This window comes from Streptomyces tirandamycinicus (genome assembly GCF_003097515.1).
Taxonomy (GTDB): domain Bacteria; phylum Actinomycetota; class Actinomycetes; order Streptomycetales; family Streptomycetaceae; genus Streptomyces; species Streptomyces tirandamycinicus.
The window spans coordinates 7,219,934-7,242,101 of sequence record NZ_CP029188.1; the positions used below are offsets into that span (position 1 = coordinate 7,219,934).

The following is a 22,168-nucleotide window of genomic DNA, read 5'->3' on the forward strand; positions in this document are numbered from 1 at the left end:
CGCGCGTCGGCCACGCTGCCAGCGGCGCCGCGGGCCCCGCATCTTCCGGGCTGCCCTGTTGCGCTCACCGCCCGCACGGGCACGGCGGACGCCGGCGTCCCCTGCCGGATCGGCACCCGGTCGCTCCCGGCCCGCCCGGCCCGCCCGGGCCCGGGCAGGTCGAGCAATCCGCAAGATGCGGCCGAGCCCCGGGCGAGCGGACGATACGGCTGGGCGCTCCAGGTGATCGGGGATCGATCCCGCCCTCCGCGAGCCCGCCCTCGATCCCTTCACCGATGACCCCGCCGCCGGCGGCCGGCCTTCTCCGGAGCGCTCATGCATCCCTTCCGCATCGACATCCCGCAAGACCAGCTCGACGACCTGCACCGCCGTCTCGACGCGACGCGCTGGCCGGACGAGCTGCCCGGTGTCGGATGGGAGCGCGGGGTGCCCCTGGACTACCTCAGGAAGCTCGCCGCGTACTGGCGCACGTCGTTCGACTGGCGTGCCGTGGAGGCCGAGCTGAACGCGCACCCGCAGTTCGTCGAGGAGATCGACGGAGCCCGGGTGCACTTCCTGCACGTCACCTCCCCCGAGCCGGACGCGACCCCGCTGCTGCTCACCCACGGCTGGCCGGGCTCGGTCGCCGAGTTCCTGGACGTGATCGGGCCGCTGACGGACCCGCGCGCGCACGGCGGCGACCCGGCCGACGCCTTCCACCTGGTGATCCCGTCGATCCCCGGCTACGGCTTCTCCACGCTCACCGAGACGGGCTGGGACACCGCGCGGATCGCCCGTGCCTGGGCGGAGCTGATGGCGCGTCTGGGCTACGAACGGTACGTGGCGCAGGGCGGCGACGCCGGTGCGGTGATCTCCCTGGAGCTCGGCAGGATCGACCCCGAGCACGTCATCGGCGTGCACGTGAACATGCTGATGACCTTCCCGTCCGGCGACCCCGCCGAGCTCGCCGGCCTGGACGAGCGCGACCAGGCGCGCCTGGCCAAGCTGGGCCGCTTCGACGCGGAGCTGTCCGGCTACATGAAACTCCAGCAGACCCGCCCGCAGACCCTCGCGTACGGCCTGACCGACTCCCCCGTCGGCCAGCTCGCCTGGATCGTGGAGAAGTTCCTGGACTGGACCGGCGCGACGAACCTCCCCGAGGAGGCGGTCGACCGGGACCGGCTGCTGGCCAATGTGACGATCTACTGGCTGACGGCCACCGCCGGTTCCTCCGCCCAGTTCTACTACGAGGGCGCGGCCGGGGTGCGCGCCGCGGCCGCCGGGGCCACGCCCCCGCCGCTGACCGTGCCGGTGGGCGTCGCCGTCTTCCCGGACGACATCTTCGTGCCCATCCGCAGCCTCGCCGACCGCGACATCCCGACCCTCACGCACTGGACGGAGTTCGAGCGGGGCGGCCACTTCGCCGCGCTGGAGCAGCCGGCCGAACTGACCGGCGACATCCGCGCCTTCGTGCGCACCCTGCGGCCCGCGGCCGTGACGGTCTGACGCCCCGGCGCGGCGTCCTTGCCGCGGATCCGGACGCGCCCCACCGAGACCGCCCCGACTGGTTCGACGAGAGAGATGAGGCACCGCATGTCCGCCAAGACCGTGATCGACGTCTGGGTGGCCGACCTGACGTTCCCCGGCTACATGGACCGGCTCCACAAGCTGGGGGCGGAGTTCGAGAAGGCGCACCCCGAGTACACGATCAACATCGAGGGCCGCGACTTCCGGATGCTGTCGCAGCAGATCGCCCAGGCCGCCGACGAGGGCCGCCCCCCGGCCGTCGCGGAGTACTACTTCGCCGTCACTCAGGCCGCCCGCGACTCCCGCACCCGCGACGGCAGGCCGCTGTTCACCTCGGTGCAGAAGGCGATCGCGGGCCGCACGGAGATCCTCGGGGAGCCGGTCGTCGTCGACGACCTCATCCCGGCCGTGCGCGAGTACTACTCGGTGGACGGCGACCTCGCCTCGATGCCGGCCGTCGTCACCGCCATGCTGATCTACGGCAACAAGACGGCGCTGGACAAGGCCGGCGTCTCCTCGCTCCCCACGACATGGGGTGAGATCGAGGCGGCCTGCGAGGCGGTCGCGGCACTCGAGGGCGGCCCGTCGCACGGCGTCACCTGGGCCAACCACGGGCTCTTCTTCCAGCAGGCGCTCGCGGCCCAGAACGGCGAGCTCGCCGACAACGCCAACGGGCGCGCGGGCCGCGCGACCCGCCTGGACCTGTCGTCCGGGGAGATGCTCACCTGGGCCAAGTGGTGGCGCGAGCTGCACCGCAAGGGCCACTACCTCTACACCGGGAAGATCCCGGACTGGGAGGGCAACATCAAGGCCTTCGCCGACCAGGCCGTGGCCCTGCGCATCACCTCCTCCAACGACCTCAACTACATGGCCATGGCCGCCGAGAACGCGGGCTTCGAGATGAGCGTCGGCCGCTTCCCGCAGCGGGACGGCGAGCCGAACGGCGGCAACATCATCGCCGGGACCTCGCTGTGGCTGGCCGACGGGCTCGACGAGGCCACCCAGGACGGCGCGCTCGCGTTCATGCAGTTCCTCAACAACCCCCGCAACGCCGCCGACCGGCACATCGCCAGCAGCTTCGTCCCGGTCACCCGCTCCTCCTACCGCCTGCTGGAGGAGGAGGGCTGGTTCGACGCCCACCCCTACCACCGGCTGGCGAGCCGGCAGCTGGGCTCGTACCCCGAGGGCGGGGGCGAGGGCGTGCCGCCGTGCCGGGGGGCCCTCTTCGGCGACTTCGCGGGAGCGCAGGACGTGATGACCCGGGCCATGGACGACGTGCTGCTGCGGGACGCGGCGCCGGTGCAGCGGTTCGCCGAGGCCACCGCCGAGGCCCAGGCACTGCTCGACGCGTACGAGGAGGACCGCGTCGGCAACGGCGTGCGCAACGCCGAGAGCCTGCGCGTGGAGTACTTCCGCGACGCGGAGGCCTACACCGGCGCCCAGCTGGAGGACGCGGTGAAGGGCACCAAGGAGTAGCCGGACGCGTTGCGCGCAGAAGGGGCGGACCGGTGCGTCCGCCCCTTCGTCAGCGGTCCGCCCACGGGTGCCGGCACGCGGTGTGCCGCGCCCCGGCTGCTCCGCTCCACGAGCGGCGCGGCGCACCGCCGGGGCCGGGGAACGGCGTCGTCACAGCAGGAAGCCGAGCCGCTCGTCCACCGTCCCCGGCGCGATCTCGATGATCTCCGCCGTGACGACGCCCTCGGCGACGAACGGGTCCGCGTCGACGCGCTTGCGCAGCTCCTCGCGGGAGGTGCCGTGGGCGATGACCGCGCCGCCGGGACCGGGCTGGATGCTGCCGACGAGCAGGAAGACCCCGTCGTCCGTGCCGCGCTTGATCCACTCCTGGTGGCCGGCCATGTGCTGCCCGGCGGCGCCCGCGTTGTCGGAGAACCGAAGCAGGACCACGAACATGTGCTCTCTCATCTCTCGTAGGTGCTCACCCAGTCGCGCATCCGGTCGACTTCCCGCCGGATGAAGGCCTCGTCGCGGAACGCGTTGGCCATGACGGCGACGCCCTGGCTGAAGGCGAGTACGTGCATCGCCAGCTCGTCGGCCCGCTCGGGCTGTCCGAGCTGCACGAACTGCTCCCGGAGCCAGCCGCGGAACAGGGCGAACAGTCGGCCGGCCTGACCGTGCATAGCGTGCTCCAGCTTGGCCAGTTCCGTGGTCAGGGTGCCCACCGGGCAGCCGTAGTGCTGGATGTCGGCGCGGTTGGTCAGCACGATCTCGACGTACCGCATGATGCGGCCGGCCGGGGTGGGTGCCTCGGCCTCCCACTGCTCCAGCGTGCGGCGGGTGTCGGCCAGGCGGACCTCGATCACCGCGTCCAGGATCGCGTCCTTGGACTTGAAGTGGTAGTAGAAGTTGCCCCGCGACAGTCCGACGGCCCCCGCGATGTCCGCGAACGAGGTGTGCTCGTAGCCGCGGTGGTAGAAGAGCCGATCGGCCGCCGCCACGATCTGCTCACGGGTCGCCACAGCCGTCACCTGGATCCCCTTCCGCCCAGCCGTCTAGGACAATCGACCTAGAGGCACCGTAGGCCGCGCGCTCCGACGCGTCAAGACGTTGACATCCCCGGCGGGGCCGACCTAGCGTGACGGCCCTCTAGGGCGACTGTCCTAGAGATGCCCGTACCAGAACTGGAGCTCCTCATGCCTCTCGACCTGTTCGAGCCGTTCGCCCTGGGCGGCCTCGAGCTCGCCAACCGGATGGTGATGGCGCCGATGACCCGCAACCGGGCCGACGCGGACGGCAGCGTTCCCGAGTTGATGGTCAGGTACTACCGGCAGCGCGCCACCGCGGGCCTGATCATCGCCGAATCCACCACGGTCTCGCCGCAGGCGGTGGGCTACCCGTTCACTCCCGGGCTGTACACCGACGCCCACGTGAGCAGCTGGCGCCGGCTGACCGAGGCGGTGCACGCCGACGGCGGCCGCATCTTCGTGCAGCTGCAGCACTGCGGCCGGGTCTCCCATCCGAGCCTGCTGGACGGCGCGACGCCCGTCGCCCCCTCGGCGATACGGCCCGCCGGCCAGGCCGTCACCTACACCGGCCCGCAGGACTTCGTGACGCCCCGCGAACTGGGGCACGACGAGCTGCCCCGGATCGTGGCGCAGTTCCGGCACGCCGCCGGGCTGGCGAGGCAGGCGGGCTTCGACGGTGTCGAGGTCCACGCCGGCAACGGCTACCTGATCGACCAGTTCCTGCGGGACGGGAGCAACCACCGGTCCGACGCCTACGGCGGCAGTCCCGCCCACCGCATGCGCCTGCTGGACGAGGTCCTCGACGCGGTGTGCGCCGAGTGGCCCGCCGAGCGGGTGGGTGTGCGCCTGACGCCGGAGAACGGCTTCAACTCGATGTCGGACTCCGATCCGCAGGGCCACTTCGGGTACTTCCTGGGGCGGCTGGGTCCCCGCGGCCTGGCGTACGCGCACATCCTGGAGGGAGACATGGCGACGAAGACGGCGTCCGTCGACTACCGCGCGCTGCGGACGCGGTTCGCCGGCGTGTCGATCGCCAACAACGGCTACGACCTCGAGCGCGCCCGGTCGGCAGTGCGGACCGGGGACGCCGACCTGGTCGCCTTCGGCACGCCGTTCCTGGCCAACCCGGACCTGGTCCGCCGCTACCGGGAGGACCTCCCGCTCACCGCCGCCGACCCCGCCACGTTCTATGCCGGAGGAGAGGTCGGCTATACCGACTATGAAGCTGTTTCAGATCCGGTGGTCTGTGACGTTCCGTAACTGGTGGACCGGTTGGTGGCCCCGGGCACCGCAAGCCGAAGCAGGGGCCAGAATCGACCATGTTGGCTCGTAGCCTGGTGACGTTGGTGGTGCGAGGTGGAGTCTGAGCGCATCGCCGGACCGGGGTTCCGCAGCCGACGCAGGGCAGCGGTCGGAAAGCCCGAGCCCATACGTCTCCGGATGCAGCAGCCCAACACCATCCGCCTCGCTCCCCCGATCATCGCCAACGGGAACACCGCAAGCCACCCACAACCGTGACCATCTCCGGCAGCGACAGTGCTTTCCAGACCACTCAGCCGGGCGACATGCCCCGCTCGACGTCAACGAAGGTCGCCCTGCGGGATTCGGTCTTGTGTACGATCATCTCCGGGCAGGCGTGGCGCAGCGCCGCGATGAGTGGTTGCATCGCGGCTGTCGTGCAAGGGGTGTTGTACGTGGTGTACTCCGCGCCGTCCACCTCCAGCCGCAGCACCAGTTCGTCCTCCTCCGTGTACTCGTCGTCCTGTCCAGGCCCCACGAGGGCCCAGGAGATGCTGCCGATCTGTATCGGGTGCAGGCTGGTGACGGCGGTCAGCGGGTACGTGCGGGTACGCCCATACCGCTGCCGCAACAGCAGCCGTCCATGGTCTCTTGACCCCACCCGTATCTCGACCACCGACCGCCACACGGTGATCCAGTACCGGGCCGAGTAGGCGATCCACCAGAGGCTCAATGCGCCGATCATGACCGCCCAGCCCGCCGAGAAGAAGGCGAGCACCACGGTCAGCGGCGCGAGCACCAGGCAAGGAAATCCCCCGCATTCGAGAAACCAGGGCAAGGGCACGGCCCTCCAGCGCAACTCCCAAGGGTCCTCTGCGCCCCTGTCCTCAGCGTCTTCAGCCATGAGCCCATCATCGGCGTCGGACAATGACCTGACCAGCCCTTCGCGGCCCGTAGGGCACTGCTCGACATCGGGCCGGGCTCCTTTCCGGCGATCCGGGCAACTCCACCGATCAGTCCACCGGTTACAGACCACCACAGATCGTGAGGGGGCACGCCCGGCGGACGCGGCGTGCGGCGACCCGGGGCGGATTCGCCCGCGCCGGCCGGCCGCGCCCACCGGGCCGCGGCCGGCGGCCCCGCGGCACCCTGATCCGCGGACGCCCCGCGGTGTCCCGGCCTTCGCCGGGCGGAACACCGCCGGTGGCGACGGAGTCTCAGGCCGCGCGGGCGCCGGCCGCCGGCGCGTGGGAGTAGTAGTCCTCCAGCTCCACCCCCGACCCGTCGAGGGCGACGCGCAGTTCGGCGAGAGCGCCGCGCAGCGCCGCGAGCACCGCCGGAGTGCGGCAGGTCCGCGCCAGGTCCGTCAGGGTGCGGTAGCTCTCCAGGAGCCGGCCCTCCTGCTCAGGCGTGAGCGAGGTGTCGTTCGTCATGGAGCCGTGCCGCCTTCCACTTCGTTCGGGGCAGGCTGCCCGCCGGGGCGAGCTCCACCTGCGGACGTATGCCGATCTCGCGCTTGAACTCCTCGGCGATGCGCGCGCACAGCTCCCGCGCCGCCTCGCCGGTGACGCCGCCCGCCTCGGCCTGGACGTGGATGGTGTCGAGCCCGCGGACCGTACGGATGGACGAGCGGAACTCGGCGACCTCGGCGAACCCGCGCAGCACGTCCTCGATCATCACCGGGGTGATGGAGACCCCGCGGATCTTGCGCATGTCGTCGACGCGCCGCAGGATGCCGCCGTCGAGGAAGTCCCAGGTCCGGCCGCAGCCGCAGTCGTGGTACGGCCGCTTGACCACGACGTCCTCGGTCCAGTGGCGGAAGAGCTGCATGCCCTCGCGGTACAGCCCGGTGGTGACCCGGACGCCCTCCTCGCCGTAGCCCACGGGCTCCTTGGTCTCGGGGTGCAGCACCTCTTCGACTACCGTCGGCTCGTTGATGTGGCAGGCTCCACGGCGCGAGGGGCATTCGAACATGAAGACCGCGCCGAACTCGGTGGTGCCGGCCGCGTTGAAGACACGGGCGCCGAAGGCCTGCTCGATGGTCCGGGTCGTGAAGTCGGAGCGGGGCTCCGCGCCGGCCAGCACGACCCGGACACCGGCGTCGCGGGTGAGGTCCACGCCCATCTCGCCGGCCGTCTCGATCAGGCGCATCGCGTAGCTCGGGGTGAGGCCGAGGACCTCGATCCGGTAGTCGACCAGCAGCCGGACCACCGTCCTCGAGTCGAGGCCGCCGGCCGGGACGACGGTGCAGCCCATGCGCTCCAGGGCGTAGTGCATGCCCCAGAACCCGGCGAACAGGCCGTAGCCGAAGGCCACCAGGCCCTTGTGGTGCGAGCGCACGCCGTTGCCGTACAGGGCCGTGCAGAACGTGTCCGTGATCCACTTCCAGTCGCGTTCGGTGTCGAACGTACGCACCGGGGGGTTGCCGCTGGTGCCGCTGGTCTGGTGGTGGCGCACACCGTGCACGGGATCGAGCGAGGGCCACGTGCCGTAGGGCGGTGCCGCCTGCTGCGAGGCGAGGAGGTCCGCCTTGTACAGCAGCGGCATCCGTTCCGTGTACGCGGCCATCGAGGTGATGCCGTCGGGAATCCGCTCGGACCAGAAGGGAGAGTTGCGCCGGGCGTGGTCCAGCGCGCGCCGCAGCCGGCGCCACTGCCACTGCTCCAGCTCCTCGCGGGGCATGGTCTCCGCTCTGCCGTTCCAGTACTCCATTACGCCTCCGTGGTGCGCGACACCGACGCCGCCGAGCCCATCACGGCCGTCGCGGGCGGTGCATCTCGACGTGTGCGGTCTTCCGCGCCCTGCCTCAGGCGGCCCGCGCCCCCGCCCCCGCGGCGGAGAACGCGCGTACCTCGTGGAGGAAGTTGGAGATCATCACCATGCCGTGGTCGGTGCGGAAGCTCTCCGGGTGGAACTGGACGGACTCGACGGGCAGCGTCCGGTGCCGCAGGCCCATCACATAGCCGTCGTCGGCGGACCGCGCGGTGACCTCCAGGCAGTCGGGCACGGTCTTCTGCGGCACGATCAGCGAGTGGTAGCGGGTCGCCGCGAAGCGGGCGGGCAGTCCGGCGAACAGTCCCTTCCCGTCGTGCTCGATGGGACTGGCCTTCCCGTGCATCAGCCGCCGCGCCGGAACCACGCTCGCCCCGTAGGCGCGGCCGATGGCCTGGTGGCCGAGGCAGACACCGAAGAGCGGCAGGCTGCCGGCGAACGCCCGTACGATCTCGACGTGCCCGGAGTCGTCCGGATGTCCGGGGCCCGGGCCGAGCAGGATGGCGTCGGTGCCCGTCGCCCCGATGTCCTCCGGCCGCAGGGCGTTGGAGCGCACCATGACCGGATCGGCTCCGGCCGACATCAGGTACTGCCGGAGTATGTCGACGAAGCTGTCGAAGGCGTCGACCACCAGGATCCGTGGCCGGGCGACGGCCACCCCGGCGGAGAAGGTCGTCACAGCAGCTCCTTTCCGGTGACCGCCCAGTGGGCGGCGCTCATCTTGGCGAGCGTCTCGCGCCACTCGCTCGCCGGGTCGGAGTCGGCGACGATGCCGGCCGAGGCGCGGGTGCGGTAGACGCCGTCGCGGTGGAAGAGGGTGCGGATGCAGAGCGCGAGGTTGGTGTATCCGCCGACGTCGATGAGGCCGAGCGCCCCGGCGTACAGGCCGCGGCGGCTGTGCTCCAGGGACTCGATGATCTCCATGGCGCGGATCTTGGGTGTGCCGGTCATGGTCCCGGCGGGGAACAGGGCGGCGACGGCGTCGAACGCGTCCTTGTCCGGCTCGGCCTGCCCGACCACCGTCGACACCAGGTGCAGGACGTGGGAGTAGCGCTCGACGACGAACTCGTCGGGTACCGCGAGGGAGTCCGCCCGGGCGATCCGGCCGATGTCGTTGCGGCACAGGTCCACGAGCATGGTGTGCTCGGCGATCTCCTTCGGGTCGGAGCTCAGCCGCTCCGCCGCCGCCTCGTCGTCGCCGGTTCGCGGCAGCGTCCCGGCGATGGGCCGCATGGTGACGACGCCGTCCTCGATGCGGACGAAGAGCTCCGGACTGGCACCGATGACGCACTGGCCGCCCACGCTGGCCAGGTACATGTACGGGGAGGCGTTGCGCCGGCGCAGCCGCTGGTAGACCTCGACGGGCGCGGCGTCGGAGCGCATGGCCAGCTCGTGACCGATCTGCACCTGGTAGATGTCGCCGATCGCGATGTGCTCCAGGCAGCGTCCGACGTCCCGGCGGAACGCCTCGGGGTCGGTGTCGTCGCTCACCGCCGACTCGGGGAAGGTGTCCGCGTCGGGCTCCGGGTGGGTGTGCTCGGCTTGCTCCAGCAGGGCCGTGATCTCCGGTGCGGCCAGCGGGGGCCAGGCGTCGGACTCGTGGAGCAGGAGTTCGGTCCGCCCGTCGGCGAGGTCGCGGACCACGCAGCCCTGGTGGAGGACGATCTGGACGTCCGGCAGGTCCGGCCGCTGCTCGATCAGGTACGGCAGTTCCTCCACGTACCGCACCGTGTCGTAGCCGAAGTAGCCGAGGAAACCGAACCGGAAGCGGTGGGACGACCCCTCGGCGTCGAACAGCGCCTGAGCGGCGCGCAGCAGCGGCCACAGGCCCGCGAGGGTCCGCAGCCGGAGGGTACCGCCGGCGTCCTCGTGGAGCAGCGGCCGGATCCGCTCCAGCAGCGGCCGGCGCAGCGCGGGGACGCCCTCGACGCGGACGACGCCGTCGGTGACCGCCACGGACAGCAGCGCCTTGAAGCCCACGACCTGGTAGCGGCGGTCGCGAATCGGCCCGCCGGCCGATTCGAGCAGGTAGACCTCGTCGGGTCCGAAGCGTGCGGTCACACTGCGGTAGGCGGGCAGCATCGGGACCGGCGGCAGCGTGTGCGTCCGGGTCGTCACACGGATCGAGGCCGGCGCCGGGCGCGGGTCGGTCATCTCGGGGTCCTTCGGGTTCAGGTGGTGATCGCGTAGCGGTGCGCGACCTGCCGGGCGGCTTCTGCCGCCGGGTCGGGGGCCGTTCGCAGGTCGAGCACCCGGGCGGCCTTCCAGCTCACGAACGAGCCGGTGTGCGTCACCGGGTCGAGGGCGCTGTCGACGACGACGCGGACCGCGGCACCGGTGAGCGCGCGCAGCCGGTCGGCCACGGCCGCGCCGGTGGCGTCCGGGTCGGCGGATCCGGGCACCAGGTCCATGCGGACGGTGATGTCGTCGCCGCCGTCGGACGCGTGGTCGACGACGACCTGGTAGCCCAGGCAGCCGCGCACCCCGGTGAGGATCGCGGCCTCCAGTTCGCCGGGGTGGAGCAGGGTCCTGCCCAGCGGGATGCGGTCGGCGACCCGTCCGACGACCTCGACGACCGGTCCGGGCAGCGGCGCTCCCGGCGGTGCGGCGGTCAGGCGGACGAGGTCTCCGGTGCGGTAGCGGATCAGTGGTTTGATGCCGTCGACCAGCATGGTCAGCGTGAGTTCGCCCTCGCCGGTGTCACCGAGCACCGCCCCGCTGTCCGGGTCGAGGATCTCGGCGAGGTAGTTGGGCACCGACAGGTGGAGGCTGCCGTTGTCGGCTCCGGTGGCGATGCACAGCGCTTCCTGCGATCCGTACAGCGCGGGACGCACCACGGCGTTCGGCCACACGGTGGCCACGTTGTCCGCGAACTGCGGGGTGCAGATCTCGCCGAGCACCAGGAACAGCTTCACCGGCAGCCGGGCGAGGTCGTAGCCGTAGTGCAGCGCGGCCTTGGCCAGGCTCAGGCACAGTGCCGGCGCGCACACGACGACCTCGACGCCGAGCTGCTCGATCAGGCGCAGCGCCTTGCGGAAGCCCACCCGGGGCGACTCGGGCCAGATCTTGACGTGGCAGGCGCCCAGGGACGCGGCGACGGCGGTGAACACGTCGCCGAACGCGTACAGCTCGGAGGGGCCCATGAGGCCGACGACCGGCATGCGGTCGCCGAAGTGGGCCCGGAACAGGCGCCGCCAGGACTCCTCGACGGCGGCGTTGGAGGTGGCGATGTCCTTCGCTCCGCGCGGGCACGGAGTGGCCGCTCCCGTGGTCCCGTTGGTCTCGTAGTAGATGCTCGCCTCGGAGACGGGGCCGGACAGGACGTCGTACATCTCGCGGCGCAGGTCGTCCTTGGTGGTGAAGGGCAGTGACGACAGGTCGTCGGGAGTGACGGCCGCGATGTCCACGCCCGCCAGATGGCGGCGGTAGAACGGCGAGCGCTCGGTGACGTGGCGCAGGACGCGGGTGAGCCGCTCGCCGCGCCAGCCCGCCAGTTCGGCGTCGGTCAGCGAGGAGTCGTAGAAGGAGCGGCTGACGCCGCGGTACGAGGCGAGGAAGCCGTCCGGGTCCGGGCTCTCGGGGGCGGGGGCCACCGGTGCCGTGGTCACGCCGGCACCTTCCTCTCGTTCGGGTTCCCCTCGTTCAGGTACTCCTCGTTCGGGTTGCGCTCGTTCGGGTTGCGCTCGTTCAGGGCCAGGCCGACCCGCTCGTTGACGTCACCGGAGGGCAGCAGGTCGTCGCGTCCGGTCAGCCGCCGGTGCTCGTCGAGCAGCTGGATCATGTCGACCATCCGGTCGACCATGCGCGAGACGTTCTTCAGGCCCTCGTCGTCCCTGAGGGCGTCGCCCCGGTGCAGGGCGTGCACCGTCGCGGGGAACCCGCTGCCGACCAGGATCATCCGGTTGAGCAGGGCGTTGACGGTCAGCTGAGCCCACACCTCGCCCGCGCTGTAGCGGCGGGCGACGGAGACGATCCCCGCGACCTTGTTGCTCAGCGGCCGGTCGAAGCGGAGGTAGCCGACACCGGCGCGCTCGATGAACGTCTGCATGAGACTCGCGGTGCCGAACCCGTGCACCGGGGCGGCGAAGACGATCCCGTCCGCCTCGATCATCTTCTGCACCACGCCGGGCACACCGTCGCGCAGTTCGCACGGCATCGGGCGGTCGTTGCAGTCGCCGCAGGGGCCGCAGCGCTCCATCCGGATGTTGCGCAGCTCGACGATCTCGAATTCGGCACCACGCGCCTCTGCGGTCCCGGCCGCGTGCCGAAGGACGTCGACGGTGTTACCGTCCCGTTCCGATCCGCTGATGGCGAGGATCTTCAGCCGTGCTGTCACGAGGTGTCTCCTTACGAAGGATCCGGCCGTCGCCAGCGGGGACCCTCGCGGCGCGGTTCCCCTGCCGCTCCCGGCCCCGTTGACTCCCCTAGATCGTCATGTCTCGCCACTGATCGGGGCATCTCCGTAAGTGCTGGATGGACCGCCGGGCGCGGAACTGGTAATGGGATCCCGCACGGGCCGCCTCGGCGACCGATGCCGAACCGGGCGCTGCGGAGGGGGGAATGGCGGGGCTCCGTGGCGGGTGAGGATTCCGGCCGTGCGGGATCCCGTGCCCGGACCCCGCTGCCGCCGTCGACGCCGGCAGCGGTTCCACCGCACTCCCGGCCGCCGTGCCGTCACGCCGTCCGGCCCGCTGACCGTGCCCACGGACGGCGGTCCGGACGCCGTCTCCTCGAAGGCGCCTTCGGCCGCTGCGTGCGGCTTCCGAGACAGAACCCGGAAGTTCGCGTTCACCCGAGGCAGGGCCCCCGGCGTGCCTCGCCGCGCACCTGCCCGGCGGCAGCACCCGGGGACGCCCGGGTCGGCGCACTCGGTGACGGCCTGCCCGGCGCTCAGCCGGCGACGGCGACGGCGAAGGTGTCCAGGCCGCGGACCACCCAGCGGTCGCGGTACACCGGCGGTTCCGTCGCGGCCAGGCGCGGGAACCGGGCGAACAGGCGGGGCAGCGCGATCTGGGCCTCCAGGCGGGCCAGCGGGGCGCCCAGGCAGAAGTGGCCGCCGGCCCCGAAACTCAGCGGCCTGTTGTCGGGACGGTCCGGGTCGAAGCGGCCGGGGTCGGCGAAGCGCCGCGGATCGCGGTTTGCGGCCGCCAGGATCAGGGTCAGCCGGGTGCCGGCCGGAACGGGGGCCCCGAGCAGCTCGGTGTCGGTGGCGGCCCGACGGCTGGTGACGTGCACGGGCGGCTCGAAGCGGAGGATCTCCTCGACATAGCGCGGGGCGAAGTCCGATTCCGCGCGCAGCCGTCCGGCGAAGGCGGTCCGCTCCAGGGCGAGCATCGCACCGTGGCCGATGAGGAAGCTCGTGGTCTCGAACCCGGCGGTGAGCAGCACCATCAGCGTGCCCATGAGCTCGTCGTGGCCGAGCCGGCGCGGATCGCCGTCGTGGACGCGCGTCAGGAGCGTGACGAGGTCGTCGTGAGGGTCGCGGCGGCGCCGGTCCACGAGTTCGGTGAAGTACGCGGTCATCTCGTCCATCGCCCGGTCGGCCCGTTCCAGGGCGGCCGGGTCGCCGAAGCCGTCCGTGGAGACGGCGACGGTGGAGGCCATGTCGCGGAACCACACCTGGTCCTCCTCGGGGAACCCGAGCAGGGCGCTGATGACGGCGACCGGAAGGCGGGAGGCGAACTCGGCGATGAGGTCCACGGGCGATCCGCCGACGCCGAGAGCGGCCATCCGGTCGAGGAGCCGGTCGGCCATCCCCTCGATGACCGACCGGAGCCGGCGGATCTTGGGCGGGGCGAACGCGAAGCCGGCCACCGCACGCAGCCGGGCGTGGTCCGGTGGATTGCTGTAGAGCATCGAGCTCGTGAAGGCACGCAGCGAGGAGTGGTCGCGCCAGCCCGGCGAGGTCGCGTCGTAGCCCGCGGCGTCCTGGACGTGCAGACGCGTGTCGCGCAGCGCGCGGTCGCACTCCTCGTAGCCGACGACGACGAGCCGGCCCGGCTTCAGCCAGGCCGTGTCGCCGTGGGACCGGATCGCCTCGTAGAGGGGGTAGGGGTCCTGGCGTCCCCGGGCCGTGCCCAGGGCGGTGAAGGCGTCCCGCAGGGTCGGTGCGGGAGCGACGGTGTGACGGCTCATCGGGCGACGGTCAGCTCGATGATCGCCGACGGGCCGGCCGGGTGGACCGCTGCGACGTCGAGACCGGCCGCAGCCGCGAGCGCGGAGAACTCGGCGACGCCGCGTTCCTTCGCGCCGTAGACGCAGAGCATGCGCAGGTCCATTCCGGTGTGCGGGGCGTCCCCGGTGGCGCCGATGGACTCGATCACCAGGACCGAGCCGCCCTCGCCCGCGGCTTCGGCGCAGCGCCGCAGGATCGCGACCGCGGACTCGTCGTCCCAGTCGTGCAGGACCAGCGAGAGCACATAGCCGCCGGCGCCCGCGGGCAGCGGGTCGAAGAAGCTTCCGGCCACCGCGTCGGCGCGCTCCCCCAGCCCGGACGCGGCGAACCGCTCCTTGGCGGCCTGCGCTGCGTCGGGAAGATCCACGACCGTGCCGCGCAGCGCCGGGTTGGCCGCCAGCAGCGAGGCCAGCAGGGAGCCGTCCCCGCCGCCGACGTCGACGACATGGCCGAGCGCCGCCCAGTCGAAACCGGCGACCACACCCGGCGCCCGCACCGCCACGTCCTCGCCCAGCAGCTTGTTGAAAGAGGCGGCGCGGCCGGGCTCCGCGGTCAGGTCCTCCCAGTACTCGCGCCCGTAGCGCACCGGGAAGGCCGCCTCCCCCGTGCGGACGCTGTGCAGCAGCTCGACGAAGGACAGTTCGCCGCGGCCGGCGCCCTCGATGTCGAACCAGGCGCGGATCCCGGCGGGGTGGTCCTCCCGCAGCGGCTCGCCCAGCGGCGTGAGCGCGTAGCGCCCGGCGTCGTCGCGCACCAGCACGCCCCGGACCGCGAGGTAGCGCAGCAGCCTGTCCAGTGCCCCGGGGTGCGCGCCGACGGTCTCGGCCAGTTCCGGCGCGGTGCGGCGGCCCGCGTCGAGGTGGTCGGCGATGCGCAGGGTCGCCGCCACCCGTACGGCCATCGGAGTGCCCAGGCTCGCCATGGACCACAGCTTGGCGGCCGAACCGCCCTCGTCGCTCAACACGGCATGTCCTCCCTTGTCGGCGGGCGTCCGTCGGCCCGTGCCCCTCATCGTCGCGGACGGACGTGGAGCGGCCATCTCCCCTATTGCGCTGCTGACTCGGGGCCCGGGAACGACGGGGCGCCGCCGTCCCCGGCCTTGCGGGGGCGGCGGCGCCGGCGGGTGACGGGTGGTCACACGTTCTCGAGCTCACGCTCCTCCGCGCGCGCGGACGCCTTCGGTTCCCGGGCCGCGAGCTCCTTGGACAGGGCGCCCGGCGCCCAGAAGCGCGGGCCGATGTCGAGTGCGAGCGCCGGCACCAGGACCGTGCGGACCAGGAAGGTGTCGATCAGGATGCCGATGCAGACGACGAAGCCCATCTGGGCCATGGCCACCAGCGGCAGCCCGGCGAAGACCGCGAAGGTCGCGGCCAGCACCAGACCGGCCGAGGTGATCACGCCGCCGGTGCTGCTCAGCCCGATCAGGACGCCCCGGTCGTGACCGTGCACGGCCGCCTCCTCCTTCACGCGGTGCATGAGGAAGATGTTGTAGTCGATGCCGAGCGCGACGAGGAAGACGAAGCCCAGCAGCGGGATCGTCCAGTCGACGCCGGGGTATCCCATGACGTTCTCGAAGATCAGGTTCGAGGCGCCGAGTGCGGCGAAGTACGACACGACGACCGTCGCCAGCAGGACCAGCGGGGCGACCAGCGACTTCAGCAGCCAGACCAGGACCAGCAGGACGACGAGCAGGACGAGCGGGACCACCACCTTCAGGTCGCGCGCGGTGGCGGTCTCCTTGTCCAGGGCCTGGGCGGCCGTGCCGCCGACGGGTCCGTCGATCTTCTCGCGCAGGGCCTCGACGGTGCTCTTGGCCGCCTCGCTGTCGGGCTCTCCCGCCAGGACGGCGGCCAGCTGGGTGAGCTCGCCGTCCGCAGTGCGGGCGGCGGTGGTGACCTCGACGACGCCCTTCGTGCCCTGGGCGGCCCGGGTGGCCTCGTCCGCGTCCGCCGTCTTCACGATGATCGTCGCCGGGTCGGCGGCGCCCGAGGGGAAGTGCGCCGAGAGCTTCTCCTGGGCGACGACCGACTCCGGCTTGGTCTGGAACCAGTCGGTCTGGCTCAGGCCCATGTCGAGGCCGAGCGCGCACAGGGCCAGGGCGCCGGTGGCCGCCAGCGACGCGATCCACGAGCGGCGCGGCCGGGCCGCGACGCTCTTGCCGACGCGCTCCCAGATCGGGCGCGACGCACGGGGGGCCGCGCCGTGGCGCGGCACCAGCGGCCAGAACACCCAGCGGCCCGCGATCACCAGCAGCGCCGGCAGGATCGTGACCATCGCGAGGAAGCCGAACGCGACACCGATCACGCCGACCAGGCCCATGGACCGGGAGGAGTTGATGTCGGCGAAGCCGAGGCAGGCCAGGCCGACCGCGACGGTCCCCGCGGAGGCGAGGATCGCGGAGCCGGAGCGGCGCAGGGCCGCCTTCATCGCCTCGTGACGGTCCTCCAGGCGGTGCAGTTCCTCGCGGTAGCGGGCGATGAGCAGCAGCGCGTAGTCGGTCCCGACACCGAAGACGAGCACCATCAGGACGCCCGAGCTCTGCGGGTCCACCTGCAGGCCCGCGTACTTGGCGAACAGGTAGGTGCCCGCCTGGGTCAGCACCGAGGCGAAGGCGACGGCGAGGGCGGGGAAGAGCCACAGCACGGGGCTGCGGTAGGTGAGCAGGAGCAGCACGACCACGATGAAGCCGGTGGCCATCATCAGCGTGCCGTCGAGGTGGCCGAACACGGTGAACGCGTCGGCGATGGACGCCGCGGGGCCGCCGACCTGGGTGTCGAGCCCCGGCGGCGCCTGGGCGTCCGCGATGCCGCGGAGCTCTTCGATCCTGTCGGCGACCTCGGCCTGCTCGTCGTTGAGCAGCGGCACGACCACCATGAGGGCCTTGCGGTCCTTCGACTCGACCGCCGGCGACACCTGCTCGCCCTGGGCGGCGACCTTCGCGAAGGCGGCGCGGTCGGCCTCGACCTCGCTGCGGACCCGGTCGTCGAGGGTGCCCTCGGTGCTGTAGACGACGACGGCCGGAGCCAGCTCGTCGGTGCGGAACTTCTCCAGTTCCGTGTTGACCAGGGCCGACTCGGCGCCCCGCGGCAGGAAGGCGTTGGCGCTGGTGTCCTGGACCTCGCCGAGCTTGCCGGCCAGCGCGCCGAAAGCCATCACCGCGATGAGCCAGGTCGCGAGGACCAGCCATTTTCCGCGACGGCCGCCGGGCACGGCGGCACATCGCTCGAGCCTTGCTCGCATGGGTTCTCCTTCAGGGGACGTGCCGCGGCCTCGCGCGGAGCGGCCGCGCGGCGGGGACGGTCCATCGTCCCGAGTGTTCATCCGCGGGGCATCTTCGGAATTGCGGGATTGCGGGATCGCGGACGCGGGACAGCGCCCGTGGAGCCCCACTCCCCGGGCGCTGCCGCGCGTTCCTCCGGCGTGCCCGGCCGTCTTCCGGCCGGGCGGCGCGGGTCAGCCGGCGAAGAAGTCCTTCAGCCGGGGCGCGAGGACGGCCGGGTCGACGGCGATGCCCTGGCCGGCCAGGGTGTGGCGCTGGGCACCCGGAATCGCCTCCGCGGTGGCCTTCGCCGACGCCTGCAGCCACGCGTCGGCCTCGCCGCCGTGGACCACGTACACCGGCACCGAGAGGGAACCCAGTTCCTCGGACGGCAGGGCGAAGTCCTGGCCCAGGATCGTGGTGTCGTAGGGCAGCGTGTGGGCCAGGGCCTCCAGCCCCGCCCAGAACGGGGCGTGCTTCATCCCGGCGACCGCCTCGGCCGGTGCGCCCATGCCCTCGACCATGAAGCACTCGACGGCCTCGCCGCGGCGGTCCGAGGCGCTGAGCTCGGCGAGCTTCTCGGTGAAGCCGGCCGGCGGGCGCGGGCCGGTCTCGTCGACGACGAACGGCGGGTCGTAGAGGGCGACCTGGGTGATGCCGAGACCGGCGGCGGCGGCCTTCAGCGCCAGGGCGCCACCGGCCGACAGGCCGAACACCCTGGCGGAGCCGCCGGCTTCGGCGATGAGCGCCGCGAGGTCCTCGATCTCCCGCTCCACGGCGTACTCGGCCGCGTCGCCGCTGTCCCCGCGGCCGCGGCGGTCGTAGTTGAAGACGGTGAAGTGGGGGGCCAGTTCCCCGGCCAGCTGCGTCATGGTCGGATGCGCGCGCTCGCTGAAGGAACCGCCCACCAGGATGAGCGGTTCGCCCTCGCCCGAGCGGTCGTAGGCGATCGTTGTGCCGTCAGCGGACTGGACCGTGTTCATTGTTCTCCTGAGACTCGAGGCCGGCGTGCGCAACCGGATGTCCGGTGGTGTGACCCGTCCAGCCTGCGTACCGCGCAGGGGCCGGCGCATCTTCGGAATTGCTCAGTCCGGACTGCGGGCAGGCGGAGCCCCGGAGGCCGTCGGGCCCCCGGGCTCCGGTCCCGTGGAGGATGCGCCGGTCAGCGCGGTCCCGCGACGGTGTAGGCGTCCCGCGAACCGGCGGCGGGCGTCGCCGGGCGGTCCTTGCGGGCGGCCCACTTCCCGACGGCGTTCACGATGGGACGCTCGACCAGGTAGTGGCTGACGGTCGCGGCGAGGATGCTGCCGACGAGCACCGCGGACATCAGCTCGGGGAAGCCGATGGTGCCCCGCAGCTGGTGCATCAGGGCCGGCTGGGTGCCGAAGACGCTGCCGGTCTCGAACCAGAAGTACATGATCGCGAAGTGCCACAGATAGATGCCGTACGAGATCCGGCCGAGGTACCGGGAGACCGGGTTGGCGACGATCGCGTCGACCACCCGCGACTTGGCCCCGGGGATCGACAGCGGCATCACCATCAGGTAGGAGAAGACCAGCAGCAGGAAGTACTGGGTCAGCGCGAGACCCACGCCCTCGTAGTCGCCGTAGCCCGGGCGGCCGAACGGCTGGGTGCAGTTGAAGGCGTAGACGGCCAGTGCGCCGACCCAGAACAGCAGCGGGTGGTTGCCGGCGACCCGGTACAGGGCGGGCTTGTCGTCCGGCTTGATCTCCGCGAGGACGTGCAGGACGGCCATCGCCATACCGAGGGCGAACGCGCCGCCCACGGCCAGCGGCCACCAGTACTCCTCCGGGTAGACGCCCATCTCCGGCCGGTGGATGTAGTACGTCCACACCGCGGAGCCCACCGTGACCAGGGCCAGCGGGACCATCATCCGGCGCGCCTTGCGCACCGGGTCGCTCACCCCCTTGGCGAGCCGGTGCATGAGCGCCGCGAGCAGCGGCAGGGCGAGGTAGTACTGCATCTCGGCCGGAACGGTCCAGGCGGGGTCCATGCCGGCGATCCAGGTGTAGTCGTAGACCTGGAGCATCAGTATCGGCCGCAGGACGTACCAGGGTCCGTCGACGGCGTCGAGGTTCAGCAGGAACACGCAGACCAGCGCGAGCAGCACGTACGCGGGCCACAGCCGGGCCAGGCGCTTGGCCAGGAAGGGGCCGATCCGCGGGCGGTCGGCGCCGGTGAGGGTCCAGCGGGCGAAGGGCCGGTAGAGCAGCATGCCGGAGAGCACGAAGAAGGGGCCCAGTGCCAGCGGCCGCAGACCGGCCAGCAGGGTGGCCAGCACCTCGTTGCCCGGCGGCATCGTGTAGGCGCCCATGACTCCGGCGGCGAAGGACGTGTGGACACCCGCCACACCGAGGGCACACAGCGCGCGGACACCGTCAAGTCCCCCGACACGCTTGGTCTGGTGGGCCGGTGCCGCGGCCCGCTTGGGATTCACTGCGGAGAGCTCCTCTGTGTCTGGATGGCTCGTTCAGCATGGGCATGGCCGGAATGCCGCGCCATCTTCTGCCGTGCGGTGTTGGGGGGCGCCCGGCGCCGGTGACCCGGATCCGCACGCCACCGGCTCGGACGGCAATACAGGAGATGCACGCCCGGATCCGGCTGTGTGAGCGTTCCGGCAGACCCGTCAGGCCGTGTCGTGCGGGCTGCGATCGGCGGGGACGAGCTGATTGGACAACACATGGTCTCCACCTCGATTCACGAACGCTTCGCCGCCCAGGCGCGCCGGACGCCCGACGCGGTGGCGGTGTCCTGCGGCGCCGCCGCACTGACCTACCGTCAGCTCGACGAGCGGGCCAACCGGCTCGCCCACCGGCTCCTGCGGTCCGGTGTCGGGCCGGAGGACCCGGTCGCCGTGCTCATGGAGCGCTCGCCGGACGTGGTGGTCTCGATGCTGGCCGCGCTCAAGGCCGGCGCCTGCTACCTGCCGCTGCACAGCGCCCACCCGCCGGAGCGCATGCAGCAGACCCTGGACCGGGCCGGGTCCCCCGTACTGCTCGCCGACGAGGCGATGGGCCTGCGCGGCCTGCCGCGCACCCGCAGTGTGGTCTTCCCGGCGGCGGACACGCCGGCGGAGCCCACCACGGACCCCGCCGCGGACCCCGCCGTGCCGACGGGCCCGGACCGGCTCGCGTACGTCATGCACACCTCCGGCTCGACCGGCGAGCCGAAGGGCGTCGCGGTCACGCACCGCGGCGTGCTCGGCCTCGTCGACGACTCGGGCTGGGACGGCGGCGCGCACCGGCGCGTCCTGGCGCTCGCGCCGTACGCCTTCGGCGTCTCCACCTACGAACTGTGGGTGCCCCTGCTGCGCGGCGGGCAGGTCGTGCTCCCGCCGCCGGGCGACCTGGACGTGCGCATGGTGCGCCGGCTCATCGCGGCCGAGGACATCACCGCGCTGCACGTGACCGCGGGCCTGTTCCGCCTCTTCGCGGACGAGGCGCCCGACAGCTTCGCCACCGTGCGCGAGGTGCTCACCGGCGGTGACGTGATCTCCCCGACGGCCGTGCAGCGCGTCCTCGACGCCTGCCCCGACCTCGTCGTACGCGCCATGTACGGTGCCACCGAGGTGTCCTCGTTCGCCGCGTACGCCACCCTCACCGCGCCCTACGAGCCGACGGCGGCGATCCCCGTCGGCCGCCCGATGGACACCGTCGACGCACGGCTGCTCGACGAGGACCTGCGGCCGGTCCCGGACGGCGAGGTCGGTGAGCTGTACATCGCGGGTGAGCGGCTGGCCCGCGGCTACCACCGGCGACCGGACCTCACCGCCGAACGCTTCGTCCGGGACCCGGCCGGCGCGCTGATGTACCGCACCGGCGACCTCATGCGCCGAGGCCCCCGGGGCATGCTGGAGTTCACCGGGCGGGTCGGCGACCAGGTCAAGATCCGCGGCTTCCGCGTGGAGCCCGCCGAGGTGGAGCACCTACTGGCGCGCCAGCCGGGCGTGGCGCACGCCGCCGTCGTCGCACGCGAGCAGGGGGACGGCGAGCGGCACCTCGTGGCCTACGTCGTGCCCAGGACCGCCGGGCTGGACACGGCGGGACTGCGGGCGGTCGCGGCCGGTGCGCTCCCCGACTACATGGTGCCCTCCGCGTTCGTCGAGCTCGCCGCACTGCCCCTGACGGCCAACGGGAAGCTGGACCGCGCGGCGCTGCCCGCGCCCGCCACCCCGCACCCGGCCGCCGGCCCGGCGGCCCGCAACGAGCGGCAGGACGCGCTGTGCGCACTGTTCGCCCGGGTCCTCGGCATACCCGGTGTGGGAGTCGACGACAGCTTCTTCGCCCTCGGCGGGCAGTCGCTGCAGGCCATGCGCCTCGCCTCCCGCATCGAGTCGGAGCTGGGCCTCGACGTGTCGGTCGGCGACGTGCTCAACCACCCGACGGTCGCCGAACTCGACCGCCGCCTGCAGGAGCTCGCGGCGGCGGCCGAGCCGGCGGAGGCCGGACGATGACGCGCCGGCCAGCCGGCCGCGGCGCCGCGGCGCACCGGTTCCTCGTGCTCACCAACACCCTCGGCGGGCACTCCCTGTGGCCCGCGGCCCTGGACGCCCCCGTCGGCTGGCCCGTCGCCCACGGCCCGGCCGTGCGCGCGGAGTGCCTCGACTTCATCAGCCGTACCGCGAGCCCCGGCCACACCGTGCGCCGGGCGACCGCCGCCCGGACCTCACCGCTGCCCCCGCGGGCGCTTCGCCCACGACCCTGAAAGGACCCG

At 72.4% G+C, this 22,168-nt stretch carries 19 protein-coding genes; 5 read left to right on the forward strand and 14 right to left on the reverse strand.

All coding sequences use genetic code 11. From position 1 onward, the window contains the following. Positions 1–315 precede the first annotated feature (315 nt). Both DDW44_RS31270 and DDW44_RS31275 read left to right on the forward strand, forming a co-directional pair. Positions 316–1,485, forward strand: a complete 1,170-nt coding sequence (locus DDW44_RS31270; protein WP_108908650.1) for an epoxide hydrolase family protein — start codon at positions 316–318, stop codon at positions 1,483–1,485. 87 nt (positions 1,486–1,572) lie between these two features. Then, on the forward strand, positions 1,573–2,982 hold the full coding sequence (locus DDW44_RS31275; protein ID WP_108908651.1) for an extracellular solute-binding protein: 1,410 nt from the start codon (positions 1,573–1,575) through the stop codon (positions 2,980–2,982). Between the two features lie 150 nt (positions 2,983–3,132). On the opposite strand, the gene DDW44_RS31280 is transcribed toward DDW44_RS31275, so the two are convergent. Then, a complete protein-coding gene (locus DDW44_RS31280; RefSeq protein ID WP_240800729.1) occupies positions 3,133–3,429 on the reverse strand; it encodes a YciI family protein in 297 nt (98 codons plus the stop codon). Then, complete coding sequence (locus DDW44_RS31285) at positions 3,426–3,992, reverse strand: TetR/AcrR family transcriptional regulator (protein WP_108908652.1); 567 nt, start codon at positions 3,990–3,992, stop codon at positions 3,426–3,428. The genes DDW44_RS31280 and DDW44_RS31285 overlap by 4 nt, the downstream gene beginning before the upstream one ends. A 138-nt stretch (positions 3,993–4,130) precedes the next feature. On the opposite strand from DDW44_RS31285, the gene DDW44_RS31290 reads away from it, so the two are divergent. Then, positions 4,131–5,249 (forward strand): alkene reductase, encoded by a 1,119-nt coding sequence (locus tag DDW44_RS31290; protein WP_244224171.1) that lies wholly within the window; start codon positions 4,131–4,133, stop codon positions 5,247–5,249. Between the two features lie 292 nt (positions 5,250–5,541). On the opposite strand, the gene DDW44_RS31295 is transcribed toward DDW44_RS31290, so the two are convergent. The 12 genes from DDW44_RS31295 to DDW44_RS31350 form a co-directional block, all read right to left on the reverse strand. Continuing rightward, positions 5,542–6,027 carry a hypothetical protein gene (locus tag DDW44_RS31295; RefSeq protein WP_134407339.1) on the reverse strand — a complete coding sequence of 162 codons (486 nt, stop codon included), beginning with the start codon at positions 6,025–6,027 and terminating at the stop codon, positions 5,542–5,544. A gap of 418 nt (positions 6,028–6,445) precedes the next feature. Further along, entirely contained in the window at positions 6,446–6,661 is a 216-nt protein-coding gene (locus DDW44_RS31300; protein ID WP_027734751.1) for a DUF6052 family protein, read from the reverse strand. Continuing rightward, positions 6,633–7,940, reverse strand: coding sequence for a phenylacetate--CoA ligase family protein (locus tag DDW44_RS31305; RefSeq protein WP_027734750.1), 1,308 nt, complete (start codon positions 7,938–7,940; stop codon positions 6,633–6,635). Before DDW44_RS31305 ends, DDW44_RS31300 begins: the two co-directional genes overlap by 29 nt. A 94-nt stretch (positions 7,941–8,034) precedes the next feature. Further along, positions 8,035–8,679, reverse strand: coding sequence for an anthranilate synthase component II (locus tag DDW44_RS31310; protein ID WP_017949479.1), 645 nt, complete (start codon positions 8,677–8,679; stop codon positions 8,035–8,037). Beyond that, positions 8,676–10,154: an anthranilate synthase component I family protein gene (locus DDW44_RS31315; protein ID WP_108908655.1), complete on the reverse strand. Its 1,479-nt coding sequence runs from the start codon at positions 10,152–10,154 to the stop codon at positions 8,676–8,678. Before DDW44_RS31315 ends, DDW44_RS31310 begins: the two co-directional genes overlap by 4 nt. Positions 10,155–10,171: 17 nt before the next feature. Beyond that, on the reverse strand, positions 10,172–11,608 hold the full coding sequence (locus tag DDW44_RS31320) for a phenylacetate--CoA ligase family protein (protein WP_108908656.1): 1,437 nt from the start codon (positions 11,606–11,608) through the stop codon (positions 10,172–10,174). Continuing rightward, positions 11,605–12,336: a flavodoxin family protein gene (locus DDW44_RS31325; RefSeq protein WP_017949476.1), complete on the reverse strand. Its 732-nt coding sequence runs from the start codon at positions 12,334–12,336 to the stop codon at positions 11,605–11,607. Before DDW44_RS31325 ends, DDW44_RS31320 begins: the two co-directional genes overlap by 4 nt. 554 nt (positions 12,337–12,890) lie before the next feature. After that, the gene (locus DDW44_RS31330; RefSeq protein WP_108908657.1) at positions 12,891–14,135 is read right to left on the reverse strand and encodes a cytochrome P450; all 1,245 of its coding nucleotides are present in this window, start codon (positions 14,133–14,135) and stop codon (positions 12,891–12,893) included. After that, a complete protein-coding gene (locus DDW44_RS31335; RefSeq protein ID WP_108908658.1) occupies positions 14,132–15,136 on the reverse strand; it encodes a methyltransferase in 1,005 nt (334 codons plus the stop codon). The genes DDW44_RS31330 and DDW44_RS31335 overlap by 4 nt, the downstream gene beginning before the upstream one ends. Before the next feature lie 173 nt (positions 15,137–15,309). Next, complete coding sequence (locus DDW44_RS31340; RefSeq protein WP_244224172.1) at positions 15,310–17,415, reverse strand: MMPL family transporter; 2,106 nt, start codon at positions 17,413–17,415, stop codon at positions 15,310–15,312. A 213-nt stretch (positions 17,416–17,628) separates the two neighbouring features. Continuing rightward, entirely contained in the window at positions 17,629–18,417 is a 789-nt protein-coding gene (locus tag DDW44_RS31345) for an alpha/beta fold hydrolase (RefSeq protein ID WP_017949472.1), read from the reverse strand. A 179-nt stretch (positions 18,418–18,596) separates the two neighbouring features. After that, entirely contained in the window at positions 18,597–19,892 is a 1,296-nt protein-coding gene (locus DDW44_RS31350) for an acyltransferase family protein (protein WP_017949471.1), read from the reverse strand. Positions 19,893–20,135: 243 nt separating this feature from the next. Here DDW44_RS31350 and DDW44_RS31355 point away from each other — a divergent pair, with 243 nt between their 5' ends. Together DDW44_RS31355 and DDW44_RS31360 are read left to right on the forward strand one after the other, a co-directional pair. After that, positions 20,136–21,908 carry a non-ribosomal peptide synthetase gene (locus DDW44_RS31355; RefSeq protein WP_108908660.1) on the forward strand — a complete coding sequence of 591 codons (1,773 nt, stop codon included), beginning with the start codon at positions 20,136–20,138 and terminating at the stop codon, positions 21,906–21,908. Beyond that, positions 21,905–22,159: an MbtH family NRPS accessory protein gene (locus DDW44_RS31360; protein ID WP_108908661.1), complete on the forward strand. Its 255-nt coding sequence runs from the start codon at positions 21,905–21,907 to the stop codon at positions 22,157–22,159. The genes DDW44_RS31355 and DDW44_RS31360 overlap by 4 nt, the downstream gene beginning before the upstream one ends. Positions 22,160–22,168: the final 9 nt, after the last annotated feature.